21 protein-coding genes are annotated in these 19,194 nt (G+C 62.4%); 10 read left to right on the top strand and 11 right to left on the bottom strand.

Annotation, left to right across the window (positions count from 1 at the left end):
* Positions 1-251: 251 nt before the first annotated feature.
* Complete coding sequence (locus NKG95_RS18740) at positions 252-1,076, bottom strand: L,D-transpeptidase (RefSeq protein ID WP_352856192.1); 825 nt, start codon at positions 1,074-1,076, stop codon at positions 252-254.
* Between the two features lie 174 nt (positions 1,077-1,250).
* Positions 1,251-1,913, bottom strand: coding sequence for a haloacid dehalogenase type II (locus tag NKG95_RS18745; protein ID WP_353041869.1), 663 nt, complete (start codon positions 1,911-1,913; stop codon positions 1,251-1,253).
* 151 nt (positions 1,914-2,064) lie between these two features.
* Between NKG95_RS18745 and NKG95_RS18750 the strand changes: the two genes are divergently transcribed.
* The 4 genes from NKG95_RS18750 to NKG95_RS18765 all read left to right on the top strand — a co-directional run bounded on the left by NKG95_RS18750 (position 2,065) and on the right by NKG95_RS18765 (position 5,226).
* On the top strand, positions 2,065-2,943 hold the full coding sequence (locus tag NKG95_RS18750) for a branched-chain amino acid aminotransferase (protein WP_353041870.1): 879 nt from the start codon (positions 2,065-2,067) through the stop codon (positions 2,941-2,943).
* Between the two features lie 108 nt (positions 2,944-3,051).
* Positions 3,052-3,648, top strand: coding sequence for a superoxide dismutase (locus NKG95_RS18755; RefSeq protein WP_023718413.1), 597 nt, complete (start codon positions 3,052-3,054; stop codon positions 3,646-3,648).
* A 174-nt stretch (positions 3,649-3,822) separates the two neighbouring features.
* Positions 3,823-4,266, top strand: coding sequence for a c-type cytochrome (locus NKG95_RS18760; protein WP_353041871.1), 444 nt, complete (start codon positions 3,823-3,825; stop codon positions 4,264-4,266).
* A 9-nt stretch (positions 4,267-4,275) separates the two neighbouring features.
* Positions 4,276-5,226, top strand: a complete 951-nt coding sequence (locus NKG95_RS18765) for a cytochrome c (RefSeq protein WP_353041872.1) — start codon at positions 4,276-4,278, stop codon at positions 5,224-5,226.
* Positions 5,227-5,238: 12 nt separating this feature from the next.
* Here the strand turns inward: NKG95_RS18765 and NKG95_RS18770 are convergent, their stop codons facing one another.
* The 3 genes from NKG95_RS18770 to NKG95_RS18780 form a co-directional block, all read right to left on the bottom strand.
* A complete protein-coding gene (locus NKG95_RS18770; RefSeq protein WP_023718410.1) occupies positions 5,239-5,622 on the bottom strand; it encodes an SET domain-containing protein in 384 nt (127 codons plus the stop codon).
* 142 nt (positions 5,623-5,764) lie between these two features.
* Entirely contained in the window at positions 5,765-6,391 is a 627-nt protein-coding gene (locus NKG95_RS18775; RefSeq protein WP_352848204.1) for a LysE family translocator, read from the bottom strand.
* Between the two features lie 79 nt (positions 6,392-6,470).
* Entirely contained in the window at positions 6,471-8,582 is a 2,112-nt protein-coding gene (locus NKG95_RS18780) for a S9 family peptidase (protein WP_353041874.1), read from the bottom strand.
* 115 nt (positions 8,583-8,697) lie between these two features.
* Between NKG95_RS18780 and NKG95_RS18785 the strand changes: the two genes are divergently transcribed.
* Entirely contained in the window at positions 8,698-9,069 is a 372-nt protein-coding gene (locus NKG95_RS18785; protein WP_023718408.1) for an SH3 domain-containing protein, read from the top strand.
* Positions 9,070-9,482: 413 nt separating this feature from the next.
* Positions 9,483-9,908 (top strand): Ros/MucR family transcriptional regulator, encoded by a 426-nt coding sequence (locus tag NKG95_RS18790; protein WP_023677844.1) that lies wholly within the window; start codon positions 9,483-9,485, stop codon positions 9,906-9,908.
* A gap of 113 nt (positions 9,909-10,021) precedes the next feature.
* Here the strand turns inward: NKG95_RS18790 and NKG95_RS18795 are convergent, their stop codons facing one another.
* Both NKG95_RS18795 and NKG95_RS18800 read right to left on the bottom strand, forming a co-directional pair.
* Entirely contained in the window at positions 10,022-10,450 is a 429-nt protein-coding gene (locus NKG95_RS18795) for a SufE family protein (RefSeq protein WP_023718407.1), read from the bottom strand.
* Positions 10,451-10,563: 113 nt separating this feature from the next.
* Positions 10,564-10,932, bottom strand: coding sequence for a DUF5330 domain-containing protein (locus tag NKG95_RS18800; protein WP_023718406.1), 369 nt, complete (start codon positions 10,930-10,932; stop codon positions 10,564-10,566).
* A gap of 519 nt (positions 10,933-11,451) precedes the next feature.
* On the opposite strand from NKG95_RS18800, the gene NKG95_RS18805 reads away from it, so the two are divergent.
* From NKG95_RS18805 to NKG95_RS18815, 3 genes are all read left to right on the top strand, one after another.
* Entirely contained in the window at positions 11,452-13,197 is a 1,746-nt protein-coding gene (locus tag NKG95_RS18805) for an ATP-binding protein (protein WP_353041940.1), read from the top strand.
* Positions 13,172-13,939, top strand: coding sequence for a peptidoglycan-binding domain-containing protein (locus NKG95_RS18810; RefSeq protein WP_353041876.1), 768 nt, complete (start codon positions 13,172-13,174; stop codon positions 13,937-13,939). The genes NKG95_RS18805 and NKG95_RS18810 overlap by 26 nt, the downstream gene beginning before the upstream one ends.
* Positions 13,940-14,033: 94 nt before the next feature.
* On the top strand, positions 14,034-14,381 hold the full coding sequence (locus NKG95_RS18815; RefSeq protein WP_353041878.1) for a DUF1491 family protein: 348 nt from the start codon (positions 14,034-14,036) through the stop codon (positions 14,379-14,381).
* A 4-nt stretch (positions 14,382-14,385) separates the two neighbouring features.
* Here NKG95_RS18815 and NKG95_RS18820 read toward each other — a convergent pair whose 3' ends face one another.
* Positions 14,386-15,396, bottom strand: a complete 1,011-nt coding sequence (locus NKG95_RS18820; RefSeq protein ID WP_353041880.1) for a DUF2336 domain-containing protein — start codon at positions 15,394-15,396, stop codon at positions 14,386-14,388.
* A 187-nt stretch (positions 15,397-15,583) separates the two neighbouring features.
* Between NKG95_RS18820 and NKG95_RS18825 the strand changes: the two genes are divergently transcribed.
* On the top strand, positions 15,584-15,775 hold the full coding sequence (locus tag NKG95_RS18825) for a hypothetical protein (protein ID WP_353041882.1): 192 nt from the start codon (positions 15,584-15,586) through the stop codon (positions 15,773-15,775).
* A gap of 14 nt (positions 15,776-15,789) precedes the next feature.
* On the opposite strand, the gene NKG95_RS18830 is transcribed toward NKG95_RS18825, so the two are convergent.
* The 3 genes from NKG95_RS18830 to NKG95_RS18840 all read right to left on the bottom strand — a co-directional run bounded on the left by NKG95_RS18830 (position 15,790) and on the right by NKG95_RS18840 (position 19,172).
* A complete protein-coding gene (locus NKG95_RS18830) occupies positions 15,790-16,338 on the bottom strand; it encodes a DUF1254 domain-containing protein (RefSeq protein ID WP_023718401.1) in 549 nt (182 codons plus the stop codon).
* Positions 16,331-16,915 carry a DUF1214 domain-containing protein gene (locus NKG95_RS18835; RefSeq protein WP_353041883.1) on the bottom strand — a complete coding sequence of 195 codons (585 nt, stop codon included), beginning with the start codon at positions 16,913-16,915 and terminating at the stop codon, positions 16,331-16,333. The genes NKG95_RS18830 and NKG95_RS18835 overlap by 8 nt, the downstream gene beginning before the upstream one ends.
* A 97-nt stretch (positions 16,916-17,012) precedes the next feature.
* Positions 17,013-19,172, bottom strand: coding sequence for a transglycosylase domain-containing protein (locus tag NKG95_RS18840; RefSeq protein WP_353041885.1), 2,160 nt, complete (start codon positions 19,170-19,172; stop codon positions 17,013-17,015).
* Positions 19,173-19,194 lie beyond the last annotated feature (22 nt).

The following is a 19,194-nucleotide window of genomic DNA, read 5'->3' on the forward strand; positions in this document are numbered from 1 at the left end:
CCAGCCAGACGAGATTCGTAGCACGATTTTGCGTCGTACGTTCGCTTTACAGGCGCAAGCGGACCATTCACCGTGATTTCGACTGTCGTGAATGGGTCATGAGCTGTCCACCGGCGGCATCTGCACACAGCGCGGCAAAATCCGCTGCTCGGCGTAAGCATCGGACCTAAAGGCGGGCACCGATACGGGCACGCCGACGCGCAGCAAAACCACCAGGAGCGAGGAAGATCCCGCCCGCGCTTTCGACCAGCTCAGAAGATCGAGTTTGTGATCGATTTTATCGGGCCGAGCAGGATCGATCCTTCCGGCACGCCGGCGTCGATCGGAATGGCTTTGCGGTTTGCGGTCGCCACCATCGGCTGGCCGATATCGGCCGTCACCACGACCGGGGTCTTGTTCGGCACACGGTCGTAGAGATCGATAATGTCCTGGTTCATCAGGCGAACACAGCCCGATGACACCGACTTGCCGATCGACCGCCATTCCGGCGAACCGTGCAAGCGGTAGAGCGTGTCCTGGTTGCCCTGGAAGAGATAGAGCGCCCGCGCGCCAAGCGGGTTCTTGAGCCCGCCGGGCATGCCGCCATTATCGGCGCTGTACGGCTTCAACTCCGGCTGCCGGGAGATCATTTCATCCGGCGGCGTCCATTTCGGCCATTTCTGCTTCCATTGGACCACGGCATCGCCCGACCATTCGAAGCCGGCGCGGCCGAGGCCGACGCCGTAGCGGATAGCCTGGCCGCCCGGGCGCACCAAGTAGAGGAAGTGATTGGTGGTGTCGACGACGATGGTGCCCGGCTGCTGCCCGGTCGGATCGTCCACGATCTGGCGCAGGAACTGCGGGTCGATTTTGTCGACCGGTATGGCCGGCAGCTCGAAGCCGCCATCAGACATCGGCCCATACATCGTCATATAGTCGCCGAGCGCCGGCTCGACATAGGTCGGCGGCGGTGGCTCGACCGGCTGTTGCGACAGCGTGGTGCAACTGGAGACCGCGACCGAGGCGGCGCCAAGGGCTGCGGCGTTGAGGAAACCGCGACGGCTAAGGCGCAGAGAGGACGATGGAGGTGTGAACATGATTGCCTTTTTTAAGTCTCAAATCGCAACAAAGCATGAATGCGTCCGGTTGTGCGCAGGTGCTCGAGCAATGCTCGGCGCGATAGGCGGTTCCAATTCTGGCCGCAGGGTGGACAAACAAAGGCAAAGCTGTGACTGGATCGCCACTGTTGCGCCGACGCAACGTTTCCGGTGTCAAACCGCGGCAACCAGACCTTCAAGGGACGGCAGGATCAGGGCCGGTGGGAAATCCCGGTATTCCTCTGGGTGATTGGCGCGGTTGATCCACACCGTCCGGAAGCCGAATTTGGTGGCGCCGGCAACGTCCCAGCGGTTGGAGGACTGGAAAGAGACAGCGCCTGGATAGAGGCGCCAGCCCGTGGTGACTATGTCGTAGACCGACGGGTCGGTCTTGAAGCGCCTGACGCTGTCGACGGAAAAGACGTCGTCCAGGACCTGGTCGAGCGCGGCGGACTTGACGGCCGCCTCCAGCATTTCAGGCGAACCGTTGGACAGGATCGCCAGCCTTGCCCCCGATGCCTTGAGCGCCTTGAGCACGGCCGGCACCTCCGGATAGCAGTCCAGCCGCCAATAGGCCTCGAGCAACTTCGCCTTCAGCCCGGCATCGGCGGACGGAATCTTGCGCAGGGCGAAATCGAGTGCCTGCTCGGTGAGCTGCCAGAAATCGGCATAGGCCCCCATCAGCGTCCGCACCCAGGAATATTCCAGCTGCTTGGCGCGCCAGATCTCGGACAGCAACTGGCCGTCCGGCCCGATCTGGTCGGCGTGACGGCGCACGGCCGCGTGCACGTCGAACAGCGTGCCATAGGCGTCGAAAACGTAAGCTGCATGGTGCATGCGACAGTTTTGAGGCTGCGCAAGGCAAGGCGCAAGCGCTGATTGCAGTCCGCCAGCCCGCTGGCCTCAACAAATCTCAGCCAAACCGGTTGACGGCGGCCGCCAAAGCATCTTCCAATGCGCCGCAACAAGCATCGAACGGAACCTGGCAATGACACTGGCGACTGCGGCGCAATCCGCGACATGGACCTTCGTCGACGGCGACTGGTATGAGGGCAACGTCGCCATCCTCGGGCCGCGCAGCCATGCCATGTGGCTCGGCACCAGCGTGTTCGACGGCGCCCGTTGGTTCGAGGGCGTCGCTCCCGACCTCGATCGCCATGCAGCAAGGGTGAACGCCTCGGCGATCGCGCTCGGCCTGAAACCGACGATGAGCACCGACAAGATCGTCGGCCTGACCTGGGACGGGCTGAAGAAGTTCGACGGCAACACAGCGGTCTACATCAGGCCGATGTATTGGGCCGAGCATGGCGGCTATATGGGCGTGCCGGCCGACCCGGCCTCGACGCGTTTCTGCCTTTGCCTCTATGAATCGCCGATGATCTCGCCAGTGGGTTTTTCGGTGACGGTGTCGCCGTTCCGCCGCCCGACAATCGAAACCATGCCGACTAACGCCAAGGCCGGCTGCCTTTATCCCAACAACGGCCGGGCCATCCTCGAAGCCAAGATGCGCGGCTTCGACAATGCGCTCGTGCTCGACATGCTGGGCAATGTCGCCGAGACCGGGACCTCGAATATTTTCCTGGTCAAGGACGGCCATGTCCTGACGCCGGCGCCGAACGGCACCTTCCTGTCCGGCATCACTCGCGCGCGCACCATGGCCCTGCTTGGCGAGTACGGTTTCACGACGACGGAAAAGACGCTGTCGATCCGCGATTTCCTGGAGGCGGACGAAATCTTCTCGACCGGAAACCACTCGAAAGTCGTGCCGGTCACCCGTATCGAGGATCGCAATCTGCAGCCCGGGCCGGTGGCCAAGAAGGCGCGCGAACTCTATTGGGAATGGGCGCATTCGACTTCGCCCGGCTGACCCGCTAAAAAGCGGCCCGGCGCTTCGTTTCCGGAGTTGTTCCAGACCAATCCAGTCCTATGTTAGTCCGGTATCGACACCGGATTTTTCCACGAGGGAGTACGACCGATGGCTTTTGAATTGCCCGCCTTGCCCTATGATTACGAGGCTTTGCAGCCTTATATGTCCAAGGAAACGCTGGAATATCATCACGACAAGCACCACAAGGCCTACGTCGACAACGGCAACAAGCTGGCCGCCGAGGCGGGCCTGGGCGATTTGTCGGTCGAAGAGGCCGTCAAACAGTCCTTCGGCAAGAATGCGGGGCTCTTCAACAATGCCGCCCAGCACTACAATCATATCCATTTCTGGAAATGGATGAAGAAGGGCGGCGGCGGCAACAAGCTGCCGGGCGCCTTGCAAAAAGCGGTCGACAGCGATCTTGGCGGCTACGACAAGTTCAAGGCCGACTTCATCGCCGCCGGCACCACCCAGTTCGGTTCGGGCTGGGCCTGGGTCTCGGTCAAGGACGGCAAGCTGGCGATCTCGAAGACGCCGAATGGCGAGAACCCGCTCGTCCATGGCGCGACGCCGATCCTTGGCGTCGATGTCTGGGAACATTCCTACTACATCGATTATCGCAACGCCCGGCCGAAATATCTCGAAGCCTTCGTCGACAGTCTCATCAACTGGGACTATGTGCTCGAACTCTACGAAAAGGCCTGATCCGTTCCAGAAAGCCCCGGCAGAACCGGGGCTTTTCTTTTTCAGCATCAGAACGACAGTTGCAAAAATTTCACGCAAGCGTGAGGCGAAGCGTCGGAATTTTTAAGCCATCCTTGCCGTTTGTCATCGGGGTGGGACCGCACCCTGAATTGCCTTCAACATGGAGCCAAGTGAATGAGAAAGCTTATCCTCGCCATCTCGATGCTCGCCTTCGCCGGTTCGGCGGCATTTGCCGAACCGGTCGCTGACCGGCAGGCCCTGATGAAGGAACGTGGCAAGATCGCCGCCGGCTTGTCGAAAGTGGTCAAGGGCGAGACGCCCTACGACGCAGCTTCGGTGCTGACGGCGTTGCAGGCACTGCAGGCCAATGCCGAGAAATTCCATGCCGGCGTCGACGCGCTGTTCCCGGCGGGCAGCGACACCGGCGACACCACGGCGTCTCCCAAGATCTGGCAGGACATGGCCGGCTTCAAGACGGCTGAAGGCAAGTACCTCGCCGACGTCAAGGCGGCGGTCGCCGCGGCACCTGCGGATGCCGACGCGTTGAAGGCACAGTTCAACACCATCGGCGGCGGCTGCGGCAACTGTCATCAAAGCTACAGGGTGAAAAAAGGCTGATAGCGGGCAATGCCCTTGCTGAAGAAACTCGTCGGCGCCGCCCTCGTTCTGGGCGGCGTCGCCGCGATTGCCGGCTGGTTCCTGTCGGCTCCGGTCAGGCTCGGTGCCGCCACGCTGGCGCAGCTTGGCCCCGGTGACGCTGACAGGGGCAAGCGCATCTTCTACGCTGGCGGCTGCACATCCTGTCATGCCAAGCCTGGCTCGCAAGGCGACGCTCGCCTTCAGCTGGTCGGCGGCCTCGAGCTCAAGACGCCATTCGGCACCTTCGTGCCGCCGAATATCTCGCAGGATACCAAGGACGGCATCGGCGCCTGGTCGGTCGAAGACTTTGCCAACGCCATGCTGAAGGGCGTGTCGCCGTCGGGCGAGCATCTTTATCCAGCATTTCCCTATATTTCATACGCGCGCATGAAGCCGGCCGACATTGCCGATCTCTATGCGTTCCTGAAGACCTTGCCCGCGGTCGCCGGCAAGGCACCCGCCAATTCGCTGGGGTTTCCCTTCAACGTCCGACGCGGCCTTGGTCTGTGGAAATTGCTCTATCTGAGCGACAAGCCGGTCGTTTCCTTTCCCGAAGGCACGCCGCAGCCGGTGCAGGCCGGCCGCTATTTGGTCGAAGGCCCCGGCCATTGCGGCGAATGCCACACGCCGCGGGACCTTACCGGCGGTACCAGGAAGAGCCAGTGGCTGGCAGGCGCCGCGGCCGCGGAAGGCAGCGGCATCGTGCCCAACATCACGTCGGGCGAGGGCGGCATCGCGGACTGGTCGGAGGCCGACATCGCCAACTATCTCGAAACCGGCTTCACGCCGGACTTCGATACGGTCGGCGGCGCGATGGTCGACGTGCAACGGAACATGGCCGTGCTGACCCGGGAGGACCGCGCGGCGATCGCCGCCTATCTGAAAGCCGTGCCGCCGCATCCCAACGGCTATCCGGCGCACAAGAAGCCGGCGAGCTGACGGGCCGTTGGGTCAGCGGTCGCCGAGGAAGTCGAAGCCGGTTTCGAAGAAGTGATTGTAGTCGCAGGTCATTTCCTCGCCGGGCGCAATGTCGCGCAAGGCATAGGTCTCCTCCGGCTGCGAGACGTCGCAATTCGGGCTGTCGGCATGGTTCATGTAGCGCGCATCGTCGGCTTCGAAGACGATGTAATTCGGGTCGCGCCGGTCCGGATAGGCGTAGCGGTCGAGATAGGTTTTGACCGGCCCGGTTTCCCGCTCGTAGGTCTCCACCTCGATGCGCCGGTCGTATTTCGGGTCGAGCTTCCAGACCAGCGTGCCGCGGGCAATGTGGTTTTTGGCAAAGACGCCGATGCCCTGGATGGGCGATTTGTCGAGATAGACATCGACGAGCAACATGGCAGATCCCTGGGTGATTGTGTGTTGGCGCGGCTGTGAAAAGCCGCGCACTGGGTAGCGCGCGGCCTTTGCAATTGCGAGCGGAAAATCAGCTGTGCCTGCCCATTATCCGAAGCCTCATACGGCGTCGCCTGTCGAGGTCCTAGCGCTGTTGCAGCGCCAGCCGGATGCCCAAGGCGCAATAGATGCCGCCGACAGCCTTGCCTTGCCATCTCAGCACCGTCGGGTTTCGGCGCAGGAATGCACCGAGGCCGCCCGCACCCACGGCGAAAACCAGCGTGCTGATGAGGCCCAACAGAACAAAGATCACGCCCAATGTCGCCAGTTGAAGCATCACCGATCCGTTTTCAGGCCGCACGAACTGCGGAAGAAATGCAAGGAAGAAAAGCGCGGTCTTGGGGTTGAGAACCTCGGTCAAAACAGCCTGCCGAAATGCTTTGGCAGCGGGGATCGCAAGTGCGCCGGCGGCCGGATAGGCAGGCGTTTTCTCGATGATCGCGCGAATGCCGAGATAAATGAGGTAGGCTGCGCCGATGTATTTCACGATGCTGAAAAGCGCCGCCGACGTGGCAATGATCGCCGAAATGCCGACGATCGCCATGAAGGTGTGAACCACGTCGCCGGCCGCGATCCCCGCGCCGGTCGCGATGCCAACCCTGGTTCCGGAACTGGTAGCCCGCGCCACGGTCAGAAGGGTGGCCGGACCGGGGATGAAGACAAAGCCAAGCACAACCGCGACATACGCAATCAATGTGGTGAGATCGATCATTGGTGGGCGTCTCCGCAACTCTCACCGCGAATGAAAGCCACGTCTTGGAACGGAAGGCAATGACCGCTCTCCCCCGACTTCACGCGGCTGGTTCGGCTTTGCCTGTCACCTTGAGCGCGAAGGCGTAGGTGAAGGCGATTTCCTCCAGCCTGGAAAACCGGCCGGAGGCGCCGGCATGGCCTGAATCCATGTTGATCTTGAACAGAACCGGATTCCCACCTTTCTTGCGGTCGCGCAACCGCGCCACCCATTTGGCCGGCTCCCAATAGGTGACACGCGGGTCGGTCAGGCCGGCCAGCGCCAGGATCGGCGGATAGTCGAGTGCGGCGATATTGTCGTAGGGCGAGTAGGCAGCGATGGTCCGGTAATCCTCCGCCGAGGCGATCGGGTTGCCCCATTCCGGCCATTCCGGCGGCGTCAGCGGCAAGCTGGCGTCGAGCATGGTGGTGAGCACGTCGACGAAGGGAACCTCGGCGACGATGCCGCCGAAGCATTGCGGCGCCATGTTGGCGACCGCGCCCATCAGCATGCCGCCGGCCGAACCGCCTTGCGCAACGATGCGGTCATGCTGCGTATAGCGTTCGGCGACGAGGTGGTGGGCGGCAGCGACAAAATCGGTGAACGTATTCATCTTGTTCGCCCGCTTGCCGTCGTCGTACCAGCCATAACCCTTGTCCTTGCCGCCGCGGACATGGGCAATCGCGTAGACAAAGCCGCGGTCGACCAGCGAAAACAAATTGGTGTTGAACGCGGACGGCACGGCTATGCCGTAAGAGCCGTAGCCGTAAAGCAGGCAAGGCGCCGACCCGTCGAGCGGCGTGTCGCGGTGATGGAGGAGCGAGATCGGCACCAGTTCGCCGTCGGCGGCAGGCGCCATCAGCCGGCGCGTGACATAGTGCTCCGGGTCATGGCCGGACGGCACTTCCTGGGTCTTGAGCAGCACGCGCTCGCGGGTGCGCATGTTGTAATCGAAGACCTGCGCCGGGGTCGTCATCGACGAATAGGAAAAGCGCATGATTTCGGTGTCGTATTCGTAGGAGCCGGACAGGCCGAGCGAGAAGGCTTCCTCGTCGAAGGAGGTCAGGTGCTCTTCGCCGCTCTTGCGATCGCGCACGACGATGCGTGGCAGGCCTTCCTTGCGCTCCAGCCGGACCATGTGGTCCTTGAAGCCGATTACCGAAAGGATCAGGCGGCCCGCTTCGTGCGGCACCAGTTCCTGCCAGTTGGCGCGCACCGGATCATCGGCCGGCGCCGTCATGATCTTGAAGTCCTTGGCGCCGTCGGCATTGGTGAGGATGAAGAAGACGTCGCCGCCTTCCTCGAGGTCGTACTGCAAGCCGGTTTCGCGCGCTGCAACCAGCTTCGGCTCTACGAACGGGTCGTTGGCGATCATGATGCGGTATTCCGACGTCTCATGGTCGTTGATTCCGATCATGATCCACTCGTTGGAGCGTGTGCCGCCGACATCCATGAAGAAGCCCGGATCGGTTTCCTCATAGATCAGCCGGTCGTTTTCAGGACCATCGCCAAGCGCATGGAACAGCACTTTGGAGGGACGGTGGTTGGGGTCGAGGCGGGTGTAGAAAAAACCGTCATTACCGGCATCCCACACACCGCCGCCGCCGGTGTCCGGGACCCTGTCCGCCAGATCGTTGCCGCCGGCGAGATCGCGGACGCGCAGCGTGTAGAATTCGGAACCCTTGTCGTCGAAGGCCCAGAGCAGTTTGTGGTGGTCGTCCGAATGATCGACGCCGCCCAGGCGGAAATAGGGCTTGCCCTCGGCCTCGGCATCGCCGTCGAGCAAGATCTGCTTGTCGCCGCCGTCGCGCGAGGTACGGAAATAACGCGGCTGCTGGCCGCCAAGCTTGAAGGAGGAGCCGTAGGCGTAGGGCCCGTCCTTCATCGGCACGGAAGAATCGTCTTCCTTGATACGTCCCTTCATTTCCGCGAAAAGCTGCTTCTGCAGCCGGGCTGTATCGGCCATCAGCGCCGCCTGATAAGCGTTCTCGGCTTCAAGGTGGGCGCGGATCTCGCCGTCGAGCAGGGACGGATCCCTGAACATCTCTTGCCAATTCACGGCCCTCAGCCAGGCATAGTCGTCCGTCCGCGTCATGCCGTGATGCGTGTCGAAGATCGGCCGCTTCTCCGGCTGTGGCGGGGTGGCGGTCGGAAACACTGGAGTTCTGGTCATTGCGTCTCGCTGTGGAAGTTACTTGAATGGCGAATGAACACGCCGATCAGCGCGGGTTCAAGGGCTACGATCTATTGTCGTGGTGGCTCAAGAGGACGGGCTGGAGGAGAGGACAATGAATATTTTTTCTCGGACTGCCGCGGCCCTCGCCGTCGCTGCGATGACCCTGGCCAATGCCGGTCAATCTCATGCAACTGCCTTTGCGGCTTGGCAAGTGGCCAATGTGCCGTTCGGCGACACGCTCAATGTGCGCAAATATCCTTCAGGAACTTCGCAGAAGCAGGCCGCCTATCCCAACGGGACGGTTCTGCAGATGACCGGCAAATGCACCGGTGGGATAAACCTGCTCGACATGACCAGCCAAACCTACTGGCAGCAGAAACAGAAGATCCGCCATCGCTGGTGCGAAGTCTGGCACGATCCGGCACAGAGCGGCCAGTTCGTCACCGGCTGGGTCTACGGAAAATACATCACCCCGTTTCAGTGACGCAGCACGCCGCTCCGGCCGACGGCTCACGAGCAACAGTAACGCTTCGCAACCTATGATTTTACTGAATCCGCCGATCGGCCAGGCTGTAATGCTGCCGGCAGGATCAAGCATTGAGCTCTATTTACCTGCTGCCGTCTGTGTAATGGCTGCTTGCCGCGGCGTCAGTCGATGCTGGTCTGACCAGAAAAAACGGCAAAGTTACACTCTGCACGAAAGAGTGAAGCTGAATATGAAAGATTTGACTTGTATCGCTGAATAGAGCGCAAGAAGCGAATTGACTTACTTGACGCTCAGGCCCATTAAGATGCCGCGACGCGAATCGCGGAGGCTTTTTCCTGCACAAGTTCGCGCGATGCCCAACTATCGAAACGGGCGCAAACAGAAACAATTCTCGTTGGGGCCTGAACGCCATGGATATTACCGAAACACCTTCCAGAAACAGTGACGCGCTGATCGAGCTCACCGCCGATGTGGTGGCCGCCTATGTCAGCAACAATCCCGTGCCGGTCGGCGAATTGCCGAACCTCATCGCCGATGTCCATGCCGCTCTCGGGCGCGTCGGCGGGGCCGCCGAGCAGCCGCCTGCCGACAAGCAGAAGCCGGCGGTAAATCCGAAGCGTTCGGTGCATGACGACTACATCATCTGTCTCGAAGACGGCAAGAAGTTCAAGTCGCTCAAGCGTCACTTGATGACCCACTATGATCTGACGCCCGACCAGTATCGCGAAAAGTGGAACCTGGACCCGAGCTATCCGATGGTTGCGCCCAATTATGCGGCCGCCCGTTCGCAGCTCGCCAAGAAGATGGGTCTCGGTCGCAAGCGCAAGGGACGCTGACAAGCGGCTCTTCCGGTTTGACACTCAAGCGGCGCCTTCGGGCGCCGTTTTGTATTGTGGGGAGACCAAGCTCGGGCCGCCAGTTCTTCATACTGCCGGTAATTGCCGTCCGGTCAGGCGGTCTGCTTCAGCGCTGCCTCGGCGTCACGCTTGATACGCTTGACCATCGAGCGAAGACCATTGGCGCGCTGCGGCGACAGGTGCTCGTCAAGTCCGAGTGCCTTTAGCGTTGCCTCTGCGTCGGTCCTCTGGATTTCGCTGGCGGGCCGTCCCGAAAACAGCGCCAGCATGATGGCAACCAGGCCGCGCACGATATGGGCGTCGGAATCGCCCTTGAAGGTGATAACGGGATTGGCACCCTCGCCTTGCTCGGTGGTCAGCCAGACCTGGCTGACGCAGCCGGGCACCTTGTTGGCTTGTATGCGTTGCTCGTCGGGAAATGGCGGCAGCGCTTCACCCAGTTCAATCACATAGCGATAGCGGTCTTCCCACTCGTCGAGCAGGGAAAAGTCGTCGCGGATGGTCTGGATCGTCGTGGTCATTTCCCCGGATATAGTCATCCGGCGCGGCCGCGTCACGGAAAAAGAGGAGAAACGCCGCAGGCGCCGAGAGCGGGGCGCCCTGCGGTTTAGCGATGGATTCGGCCGAAACAGTCTCAGTTCTTTGCCGGCAAGTGCACTTTCGCCGGCAAATCGACTTTCGCCGGCAAGACGATTTCCTCGGGCACGCTGCCGGTGGTCGTCACCGTATCGGGTTCAGCGGCCTTGTCGTCCAGCATGGCGGCCGCGATCTTGGCGGTCTCCTTTGCCCGGGCGGTGATGGTGTGCATTGCCGATTTGCCGGTCTCGCAGACGTCCGGCTTGCGCTCGCAGATGCCGGCGATGTCGCCGACGGCTTCGCGCGCGGCAAACAGCGCCTGGAGCGGCCCGACGCTTTCACGGCCCGCATCATCGGAGCCGACACCCAGCGGCAGCGCCAGAAGCACCAGCGAAAACCAGAAAGCCGCTCTTATCAGAAAGCCCATCTGTCTGTCCTTTATGACGGTCATGCATCCGAACCGCACAACCCTTGTACCGCGATATTGGCATAGACGCGCAAAGGACGGCTTGTCCCGAAAGCAACAGTTTTCCTCAAATTTTAGGCAGATTCGAAACGAAGCGTTTTGAAATTCATTTGCCTCGAACGACTTAGATTTTATTCAGCAAACGGTAACCATCGAACCTATTGTTTTTCCTCCTCGTTTTTTGAATCGGCGACATCTTGATGCCCTCGGCCGCAAATCCAGGCGAGGGCGGTCCGGATAACGCTCCGTTTACTATGGCGGCAATTGCGCCGGTTTTTCGCCGCCGGTATCCCGATATTTGCAGCCGGCCGGGGGACGATCGGCCCAGCCTTATCCATTCCTTAAACGCTGGATGCGAGTTTCGGATCGACAAAAGCCACCTGCAAAGCAGGGCCGTTCACGACCGGGTGCGTTGAGTTGAGTGCGATCAAGGCCAGATACGCCGAGTTGCCGGGCGCGATAGCCGCCGGTTGCGAACGGATGGTTCATCCGTCCGTCCTCGGCCAGGATGACCGCCGCCGCCACAGCCGGTTCATTGGCGTCATGCTGGCGGCTCCTTTCTTCAGCGCAGGTGCAGCCGTGACGCTGGTCACGTCGGGCATGGGCGCGGCCGTGACTGTGGCTGCGATCTTTGCCGCGTTCGGCCTTTGCTGGTTCGCCGCCCTGCTGATGGCTGCATCGGGTAAGATCACCCTGGCCGGCCAACTAGCCTTGGTCGTGGGCAGTGTTGCCCTGGGTGCCCTTATCGCTGCCGCCGGCGGTGTGGCCTCGCCGGTTGCCGTGCTTGCGGTGGCGCTGCCGTTTGAAGCCTGGTGGATCGGCCAGTCGCGCCGTGCCGTGATCTGGGGCGCCATATCGGCCCTTGTCGCAGTCTTGCTGCAGCCTTTCGCCGGTTCCGTCTTGCCGCTCGGCCAGACCGAAATCGCCGCATGGCACTGGCTGGTACCACTGGCCTGGGCGCTCACGCTCTTTCCGCGTGTCGCTCCACTTCGTGGCGCCGCCAACGCACAGCTTGATCCTGCCGACAGCGACCGGCTCGAAGACCTGATCGACGCCGTCGTGCTGCGAATAGCGGCGCATGGCGAGGTTCTGGACGCCTCGACCAAGGCGCGCACGATCCTGAGGCTGCCGCCGGAGCTGCTTTTCGGTACCGGGCTTTTCGATCGCATCCATCTGTCCGACCGCGTCCCGTATCTCAGCGCGCTGGCCGATATGCGCGATGGCGCCCTGTCGCGCCGGCTCGACCTTCGCGTCCGGCTGCCGCAGAACAGCGGCGTGACGGCCGACAATTACCGGCCGTTCTCGCTCGAGATGATGCGCGCGCCGGGGCAAGACACTGTCTTCACGCTCGTTCTGCGCGAGAATGATGAACTGGCCGGACTGCGCCAGGAGCTTGCCGCCGCCAATGAAGCGGCTGCCTCGGCCGAGGTGGCGAAGGGACGCTTCCTTGCCGTCGTCAGCCACGAGCTGCGCACTCCGCTCAATGCCATCATCGGCTTTTCCGATATGCTGCTGCACGAGATGTTCGGCAGCTTCAAGGATCCGCGCCAGAAGGAATATGTCGGCTTGGTAAGGGATTCGGGCCAGCACCTGCTCGCCGTCGTCACCTCGATACTCGACGTGTCGCGGATCGAATCGGGCGCCTATGCGACCGAACCGGAACCGTTCCGCTTCCACGAAGCGGTCGAGATGTGCCAGTCGATGATGCGCCTGCAAGCCGAGGCAAAAGCCATTGATCTGCAGGCCCAGATCGCGCCGGACGCAGGCGAAATAAATGCCGACCGGCGCGCCGTGCAGCAGATCCTGATCAATCTCGTCTCCAACGCGATCAAGTTCACACCCGAAGGCGGCAACGTCGTGATCGGCGCCAAGCGGATCGGCTCGCGGCTGCATTTCTGGGTCCGGGACACCGGCATTGGCATCGCCGAGGAAGATTTTGCCAATCTCGGCAAGCCGTTCATGCAGATACAGAACGACTATACCCGCCGGTTCGAAGGCACCGGGCTCGGGCTTTCGCTGGTGAAGGGGCTGGTGGCGCTGCACGACGGCACCATGTCGATCGAAAGCATGCCGGGCGAGGGCACCACGGTAACGATCAGCCTTCCCGTGAACGGCCCGACGGGCCACTCGGCGGAGAAGACCGGCGTGGTGCCGATGTCCGCGGCCAAAGCCAGAGCGGACGGTGGCAAAGGGGAGAGCAATGGGTCGCTCCGCAAAACAGCCTAAGGCGGTCAAACGCCGCGGCAATGCCTTCGAGCACGGAGCGATGGCTCTGGGCAGCCTGATCTCGCGCAATCCAGTTGTGGTCGGCGGCTCCACCGCATTCCTGGTGACGCTGTTCTACGTCTCGGCGAACGCTCTTTGGTACCAGCCCTTTCCGCACGCCGGCGCGTTTTTCCTCACCAGGAGCATCGAGCGCTTTCCCCGGGCGGACAGCGACGAGCCCGAAACCACCATCAACATCGTGCGTCCGGCGGCTGCGCCGATCAAGAGCGACCCGGTCGTCGAGCAGGTCCAGGGCATATTGAAGGATCTCGATTTCTATTCCGGCACCGTCGACGGCATTCCCGGACCGAATACGCGCAAGGCCATCCAGGCCTATCAGCAGAAGGTCGGATTGAATGCCTCCGGCGAGATCGACAGCACTCTGCTGGATCAACTGGGTGCCACGCCGACGACCGCGGCCGTTGTGCCGCATCCCGTGCCGCGGCCGGTCGAAACGGCCGCTGTTCCAGCCGCCATTCCAGCGTCCGCACCGGCAAATGCGGCGGCACCTGATCCCCGCATCGTCAAGATCCAGGCCGGACTGAAAGCTTTCGGCAATGACGACATGCAATTGGACGGCGTCGTCGGCGCACGCACCAAGGCCGCGATCAAGGAATTCCAGGCGCTTTTCGGCCTGCCCGAGACCGGCGAGCCCGACGAGATCGTCTACGTCAAGATGCGCGAGATCGGCCTGACCAACTGAGGGTCGTGACGGCCGCACGCCGGTCGCTCGGCAAAGACCGGTTACAGTCTTCCGGCCAATGCTGTAAGGACCGCCGCATGGCCAGGAATTCTCCATGCGGGTAACCACCGATCTGTGGGTATCGGCGCTGTTGCGTCGGGTTTTCAGCGCCGGCGGCTTTGCCGCCGTGGTCAAGCGCGGCGCCACGGAAGCCGGCGCGGTTTTCGTGCTGGCGCGTGGCAGGCTGGGGGAGATGGCGCTATTCGGGCCGGCGCCGCAGACGAGCTACGATTCGGCCAGGCCGGACGACCGTTTTTTCACCCGTCTCGGCGAAGGCGGCGATGCTGCCATCTTCGACGCGCGGCTGGAGCGCGAGAAGAAATTCGATCCTGATATCTGGGTGGTCGAGGTCGAGGCGGGCGCCATTCCCGTCGAGGAGCTTATCTCGGTCAAGTCGCCGTAACTTTTCAGACGCGACGCGCCTTTGAGACAGCGGCAACATCGGCGCTGTTCGGCTTGCGCAGGTCCGCGTTTGCGGCGACGCGCCCGGGCTTGCGAACGATTTTCGACACGGTGTCGGCCTTCCAGCCGCGGAGCCTGTCCAACGCCGCGTCGCGGTGTAGCAGGCGGTAGCGGTCGAGGAAGATGCGGATCGCCTGCGGGTGCGGGAACTCGGTCGGATAGATGGCGGCCGTGATCAGGAACGCCTTGTCTTCGCTAAGGTCGAGCGCGCGCAAGGCGGCCAGCAGCGGTGTGTAATTTTGGCTCGTGGTGAGCGTCCGCGCCGTTGAAAAATCGACTTCGAGCGCATCGGCGAGCGCTGTCTGGAAGAATGCCGCATTGCCGGTCAGCGCGGTCTCGCGCAGCTTGACATAGGTTTGCGGCTCGACGAACGGACCGATAGCGGTGCCGCTCTCGGCGCGCATCATGGATCGCAACCGGCGGCGTACTGTTTCGGCGGCATCGGAAGCCTCTTGCCTGTTGGCATCGCTCGCAACCACTTCGGCGTTTTCGGACGCGGCTTTGGCGGTTGTTTCCGGCTGCTGTTGCGACCGCACCAGCGTCGGCCTTTCGAGCACTTTGATGAGATCCGCGATCGTTTGATTGAGATCCTTGCGGCGGGCAATGGCACGGGCATGCGGCAGCCCGTGGCGCCCGATCAGCGCGATCAGGTCGACGTCGCTGAGGGCACGCGAGCGGATGAGCAGCGGAGCGGCGATATCGACCCGCTCCTGGCAAAGCCGCCGCACCAGCGCGGCGGGTGCATATTCGCATTCGGAAAGGGCTGCCGCGACGTAGCGGCGCGATTCGACCGAGACATTGTCGAAAAGCGGCAGCGTCAGGTCTTCGAGCTGCGCGATCTCGCGGCGTGAAGGTCGGGTGAGCGAACAGAACGCCGACACCGCGGCGCGGAACAGCCTCTCGGCCTTTCCCGATTCAGCTCCTGCTGCGATTTGCCTGAAATCCGAAGCTGACACGAAGGATACGCCCGACACTCGACACGATCTGGACTGCGCTCTGCCGGGCTGTACCGGTTTCGCGTTTCCCAAGAACAAAGATCAATTTAGCGGCGATCCGTTAGCGCTCCGTTAACCTACTGTCTCCTTAATCGACTATGGAGGCGTTGCGTTGTGCTCCGGGGCAACCGAGAGGAATACGCGAACCATGGGCATGGTACTGTCTTTCGTGCCGCGACCGGCGGCAACCAATCGAGCACAACAAACCGCGGGAACGCCGGCGGCGGTGATCATCTTTCCCGGGGTCCGCTACGAGCAGCGGCCGCTGACCGGCGAGACGCGGCCGGTCGGCCCCGATAAGCCGGGACCTTCGGGGACATTGCCGGTACCGCATCACTGAGCATCGGAAGCGGTTTAAAAATCCTGCAGTTCGCAGGAACTCTGTTCGAGAAACCGCGAGACGATCGGCTTCCAGCTGTCGTCGGGCACGAACGAGCGGATGACGAACATGCCTTCCGCTATCGGCGCTTCGACGAAGATCGCCCCTTGCAGTTCCGCGGGAAGATTCTTGCGGACCTCGATCATCTGCGCCGGCGTCAGCACCACGGTGTCGAGCACGCCTGCGGTCGCGCTGCGGTCGTTGAACGAGTAGATGTTGTGGCCGCCGCGGTCATAGACCGATATCGACCAGAACGGCACCTTTCCCGGCGCCTTGACCCGCACCATCCCCTCGGCAAGGTCGAAGCGGCAAGCCGCCGCATAAAACAGCGGATCGACCGATTTCACCACCGGCGCGCCGCCGGCTTCCGCGTCGAGCCTGGTCATCTTGTAGAGATCCGAAGCCATGGCCAATCGCGACCAGGCGTCGCGTTCGGAAAACTCGGGGACGAGCAGCAGCACGATGATGTGCACGATGCCGCCGCCAAGCAGGCCGAGCAGCACGGCATGCAGCAGGCTACGCATTGCAGCCGACCTTCTGGATCTGCGGCAGCGTGACGTCCGAGAGGCCGGTGCTGCTGGCGATCGGCGTGTCATAGAACGTGAGCACGAAGTACATCCCGCCGGCGCCGCTGGTCAGCAGCCAGTTGTCGGGCGCCGGGCGGCTGCCGACGGAAATGATCACCGAATTGTCGGCCTCGCGCAGCACTTGATAGGACTGCAGCGCAGCCAGCCTCGGCTTGCCGGTCTCGATCACGCCAAGCGACCGATCTGCGGCATAGAGGGTCCAGAACCGGGCCGTGGGAAAGCCGCCCGTAATCTTGTAGGCACATTGCCGCTTGAGTTGCTCGCCGCCGGAATCGCGCTCGGCGATGAAGGACAGTCCTTCCGCCTGTCCGAGCGCCAGCACGCCTTCGCGCGCCACGCGGGCCTTCGAATAAGGATCCGCCGTCGGCGTGCCGATATCGGGGAAGGCGGTCCATTGGCCGATCCTGATGGCGCCGACGCCGTCCTGCAGCTTCAGTGCATACCAGACGCTGCCGCCACCGCCGACGACGGCGATGGCAAGCGAAAGCAGTGTCAGGAAGGCATTCTTGAGCATGAGGAGCCGGGGAACCGAAGGCCGGGGACTGAAAGACTGTCGCTCGGGATATCGCGGTGCGGGGGCTTGTGGCAAGCGGCCCTGTGGAATTGACCGCTCAGAGCGCCGAGAGGGTCTCCGGTGCAGCGGGCGCGTCGAGCACGGGTGCCGCCTGGAACAGCTTGGTGAGTTCCTTCAGGGTCTGGGTGGTCCGGCTGGACAGCACCGGCGGACGCTCGGCGGCGGCATCGGCTGCTGCCTGTTCGGCGCTCTTCTTTTCCGCTTCCTCGGCCTTGGCAGCGATTTCGGCATCGACGAAGGGGTGATCGAGGCCAGGGATCGGTCTGAGGTCGATATTCTGGTGCGCATAGAGCATCAGGCGCTGCCACACCATGGCCGGCAGCGTGCCGCCGGTCATCTTGTTGGTCGCGGTGAAGTCGTCATTGCCAAGCCAGACGGCGGCCGTGTAGTTGCCGGTAAAGCCGACAAACCACGCATCACGATAGGACTGGGTCGTGCCGGTCTTGCCGGCGATAACGATGTTTGGAAGGGCCGCGCGCCGCGCCGTGCCGATCATCGGAACCGCTGCCAGCATGGTGTTCATGTATTTGAGCGCCTGCTCCGACAGCACCCGATGCGGCGGCGGCGCATCCTTGGCGAAGTCGTAGACCACCTCGCCGGTGCGGGTGAAGAGTTGGCTGACGCCATGCCGGGTTCCGGCAAAGCCGTTCTGGGCGAACACGCTGTAGCCCGTCGCTTGGTCCATCACGGTCATGCCCGATGTGCCGAGCACCATGGTCTTGTGTGATTCCAGCGGCGACTCGACGCCCATTGCCTTGGCCATCGCCTTGATCGGCTTGATGCCGAGATAATCCTTGGCCAGCCGCACGGGCACGGTGTTGATCGATTTGGCCATCGCCGTGATCAGCGTGACGTTGCCGGCCGACCCGCCATTGTAATTGTGGGGCGACCAACTGCCCCAGGAGATCGGTCCGCCGGAAACCACCGAATCCGGCGTGAAGCCATGCTCCATCGCCGTTGCATAGACATAGGGTTTGAAAGAGGAGCCGGTTTGGCGAAGCGCCTTGGTGGCGCGGTTGAACTGGCTGGCGCCGTAGTCGCGGCCGCCGACGATCGCCCTGACCGCGCCGTTGGTCTCGATGACGACGATCGCGCCCTCGGTGACGTTGTATTCCTTGCCGAACTGGCGGAGGTGGAATTCCATCGATTCTTCGGCCGCCTTCTGGATGTTGGCGTCGAAGGTGGTGTGGGCGACGAGCGAGTGCTGGCCGCTTTTGGCGGCGATTTTCTTGACCTCTTCGAAGGCCCAATCGAGATAATAGTCGGGGCTTTTCTGCTCGCCGCGATCAACGATTTCGGCCGGGTGTAATCTTGCCTGCAGCACCTGGCCTTCGGTCATGAAGCCGGAATCGACCAGGTTGGACAGCACGACATTGGCGCGCGCCCGGGCGGCGGGCAGGTTTATGTGCGGCGCATATTTGGTCGGTGCCTTGAACAGGCCGGCCAGCATCGCCGCCTCGGCAAGGTTCAGGTCCTTGACGCTCTTGCCGAAATAGAAATCTGCCGCCGCCTCGATGCCGAAGGTGCCGCCGCCCATATAGGCGCGGTCGAGGTAAAGCTGCAGGATTTCCTTCTTCGACAGATTGGCTTCGAGCCATAGCGACAGGAAGGCTTCCTTGATCTTGCGCTCGAATGTCCGCTCATTGGTCAAGAACAGGTTCTTGGCCAGCTGCTGGGTGATGCTCGAGCCGCCCTGGACGACGGAATTCGCCCGCACGTTCTCGAATATGGCCCGCGACAGGCCAAGCACGTCGATGCCGTAATGGTCGAAGAAGCGCCGGTCCTCGGTGGCCAGCACCGCCTTGATGACATGGTCGGGCATCTCGTCGACCGGCACCGAATCGCGCTGGATGATGCCGCGCTGGCCGATCTCGTTGCCGTAGCGGTCGAGGAAGGTGACGGCGAAATCGCCCTGCGTGCGCCAGTCGCCGGCGGTTATCTGAAAGGCCGGCAAGGCCAGCGCCAAAAGCACAACGATGCCGCCCGCACCGAGCGTAAATCCTTCACTCAACAGTTCAATCATGCCGCGGCGCCAGCCGCCGACGCGGAAACGCCGCGAGAAGATGGTCGCCGCTTCCCAGAACTGACGCGCCCTGAAGCCGATTTCGTAGACCGAGGAATCGATCCACGCATCCACCGCCAGCAGCCTTGCGGCGATCGGACCTCTTCTCTTGCGTGGTTCCAAAGGACTAGCCATTCCAGGATCCGGCTGCGGCGAT

It is taken from the genome of Mesorhizobium sp. M1423, from assembly GCF_040317575.1.
GTDB lineage: Bacteria > Pseudomonadota > Alphaproteobacteria > Rhizobiales > Rhizobiaceae > Mesorhizobium.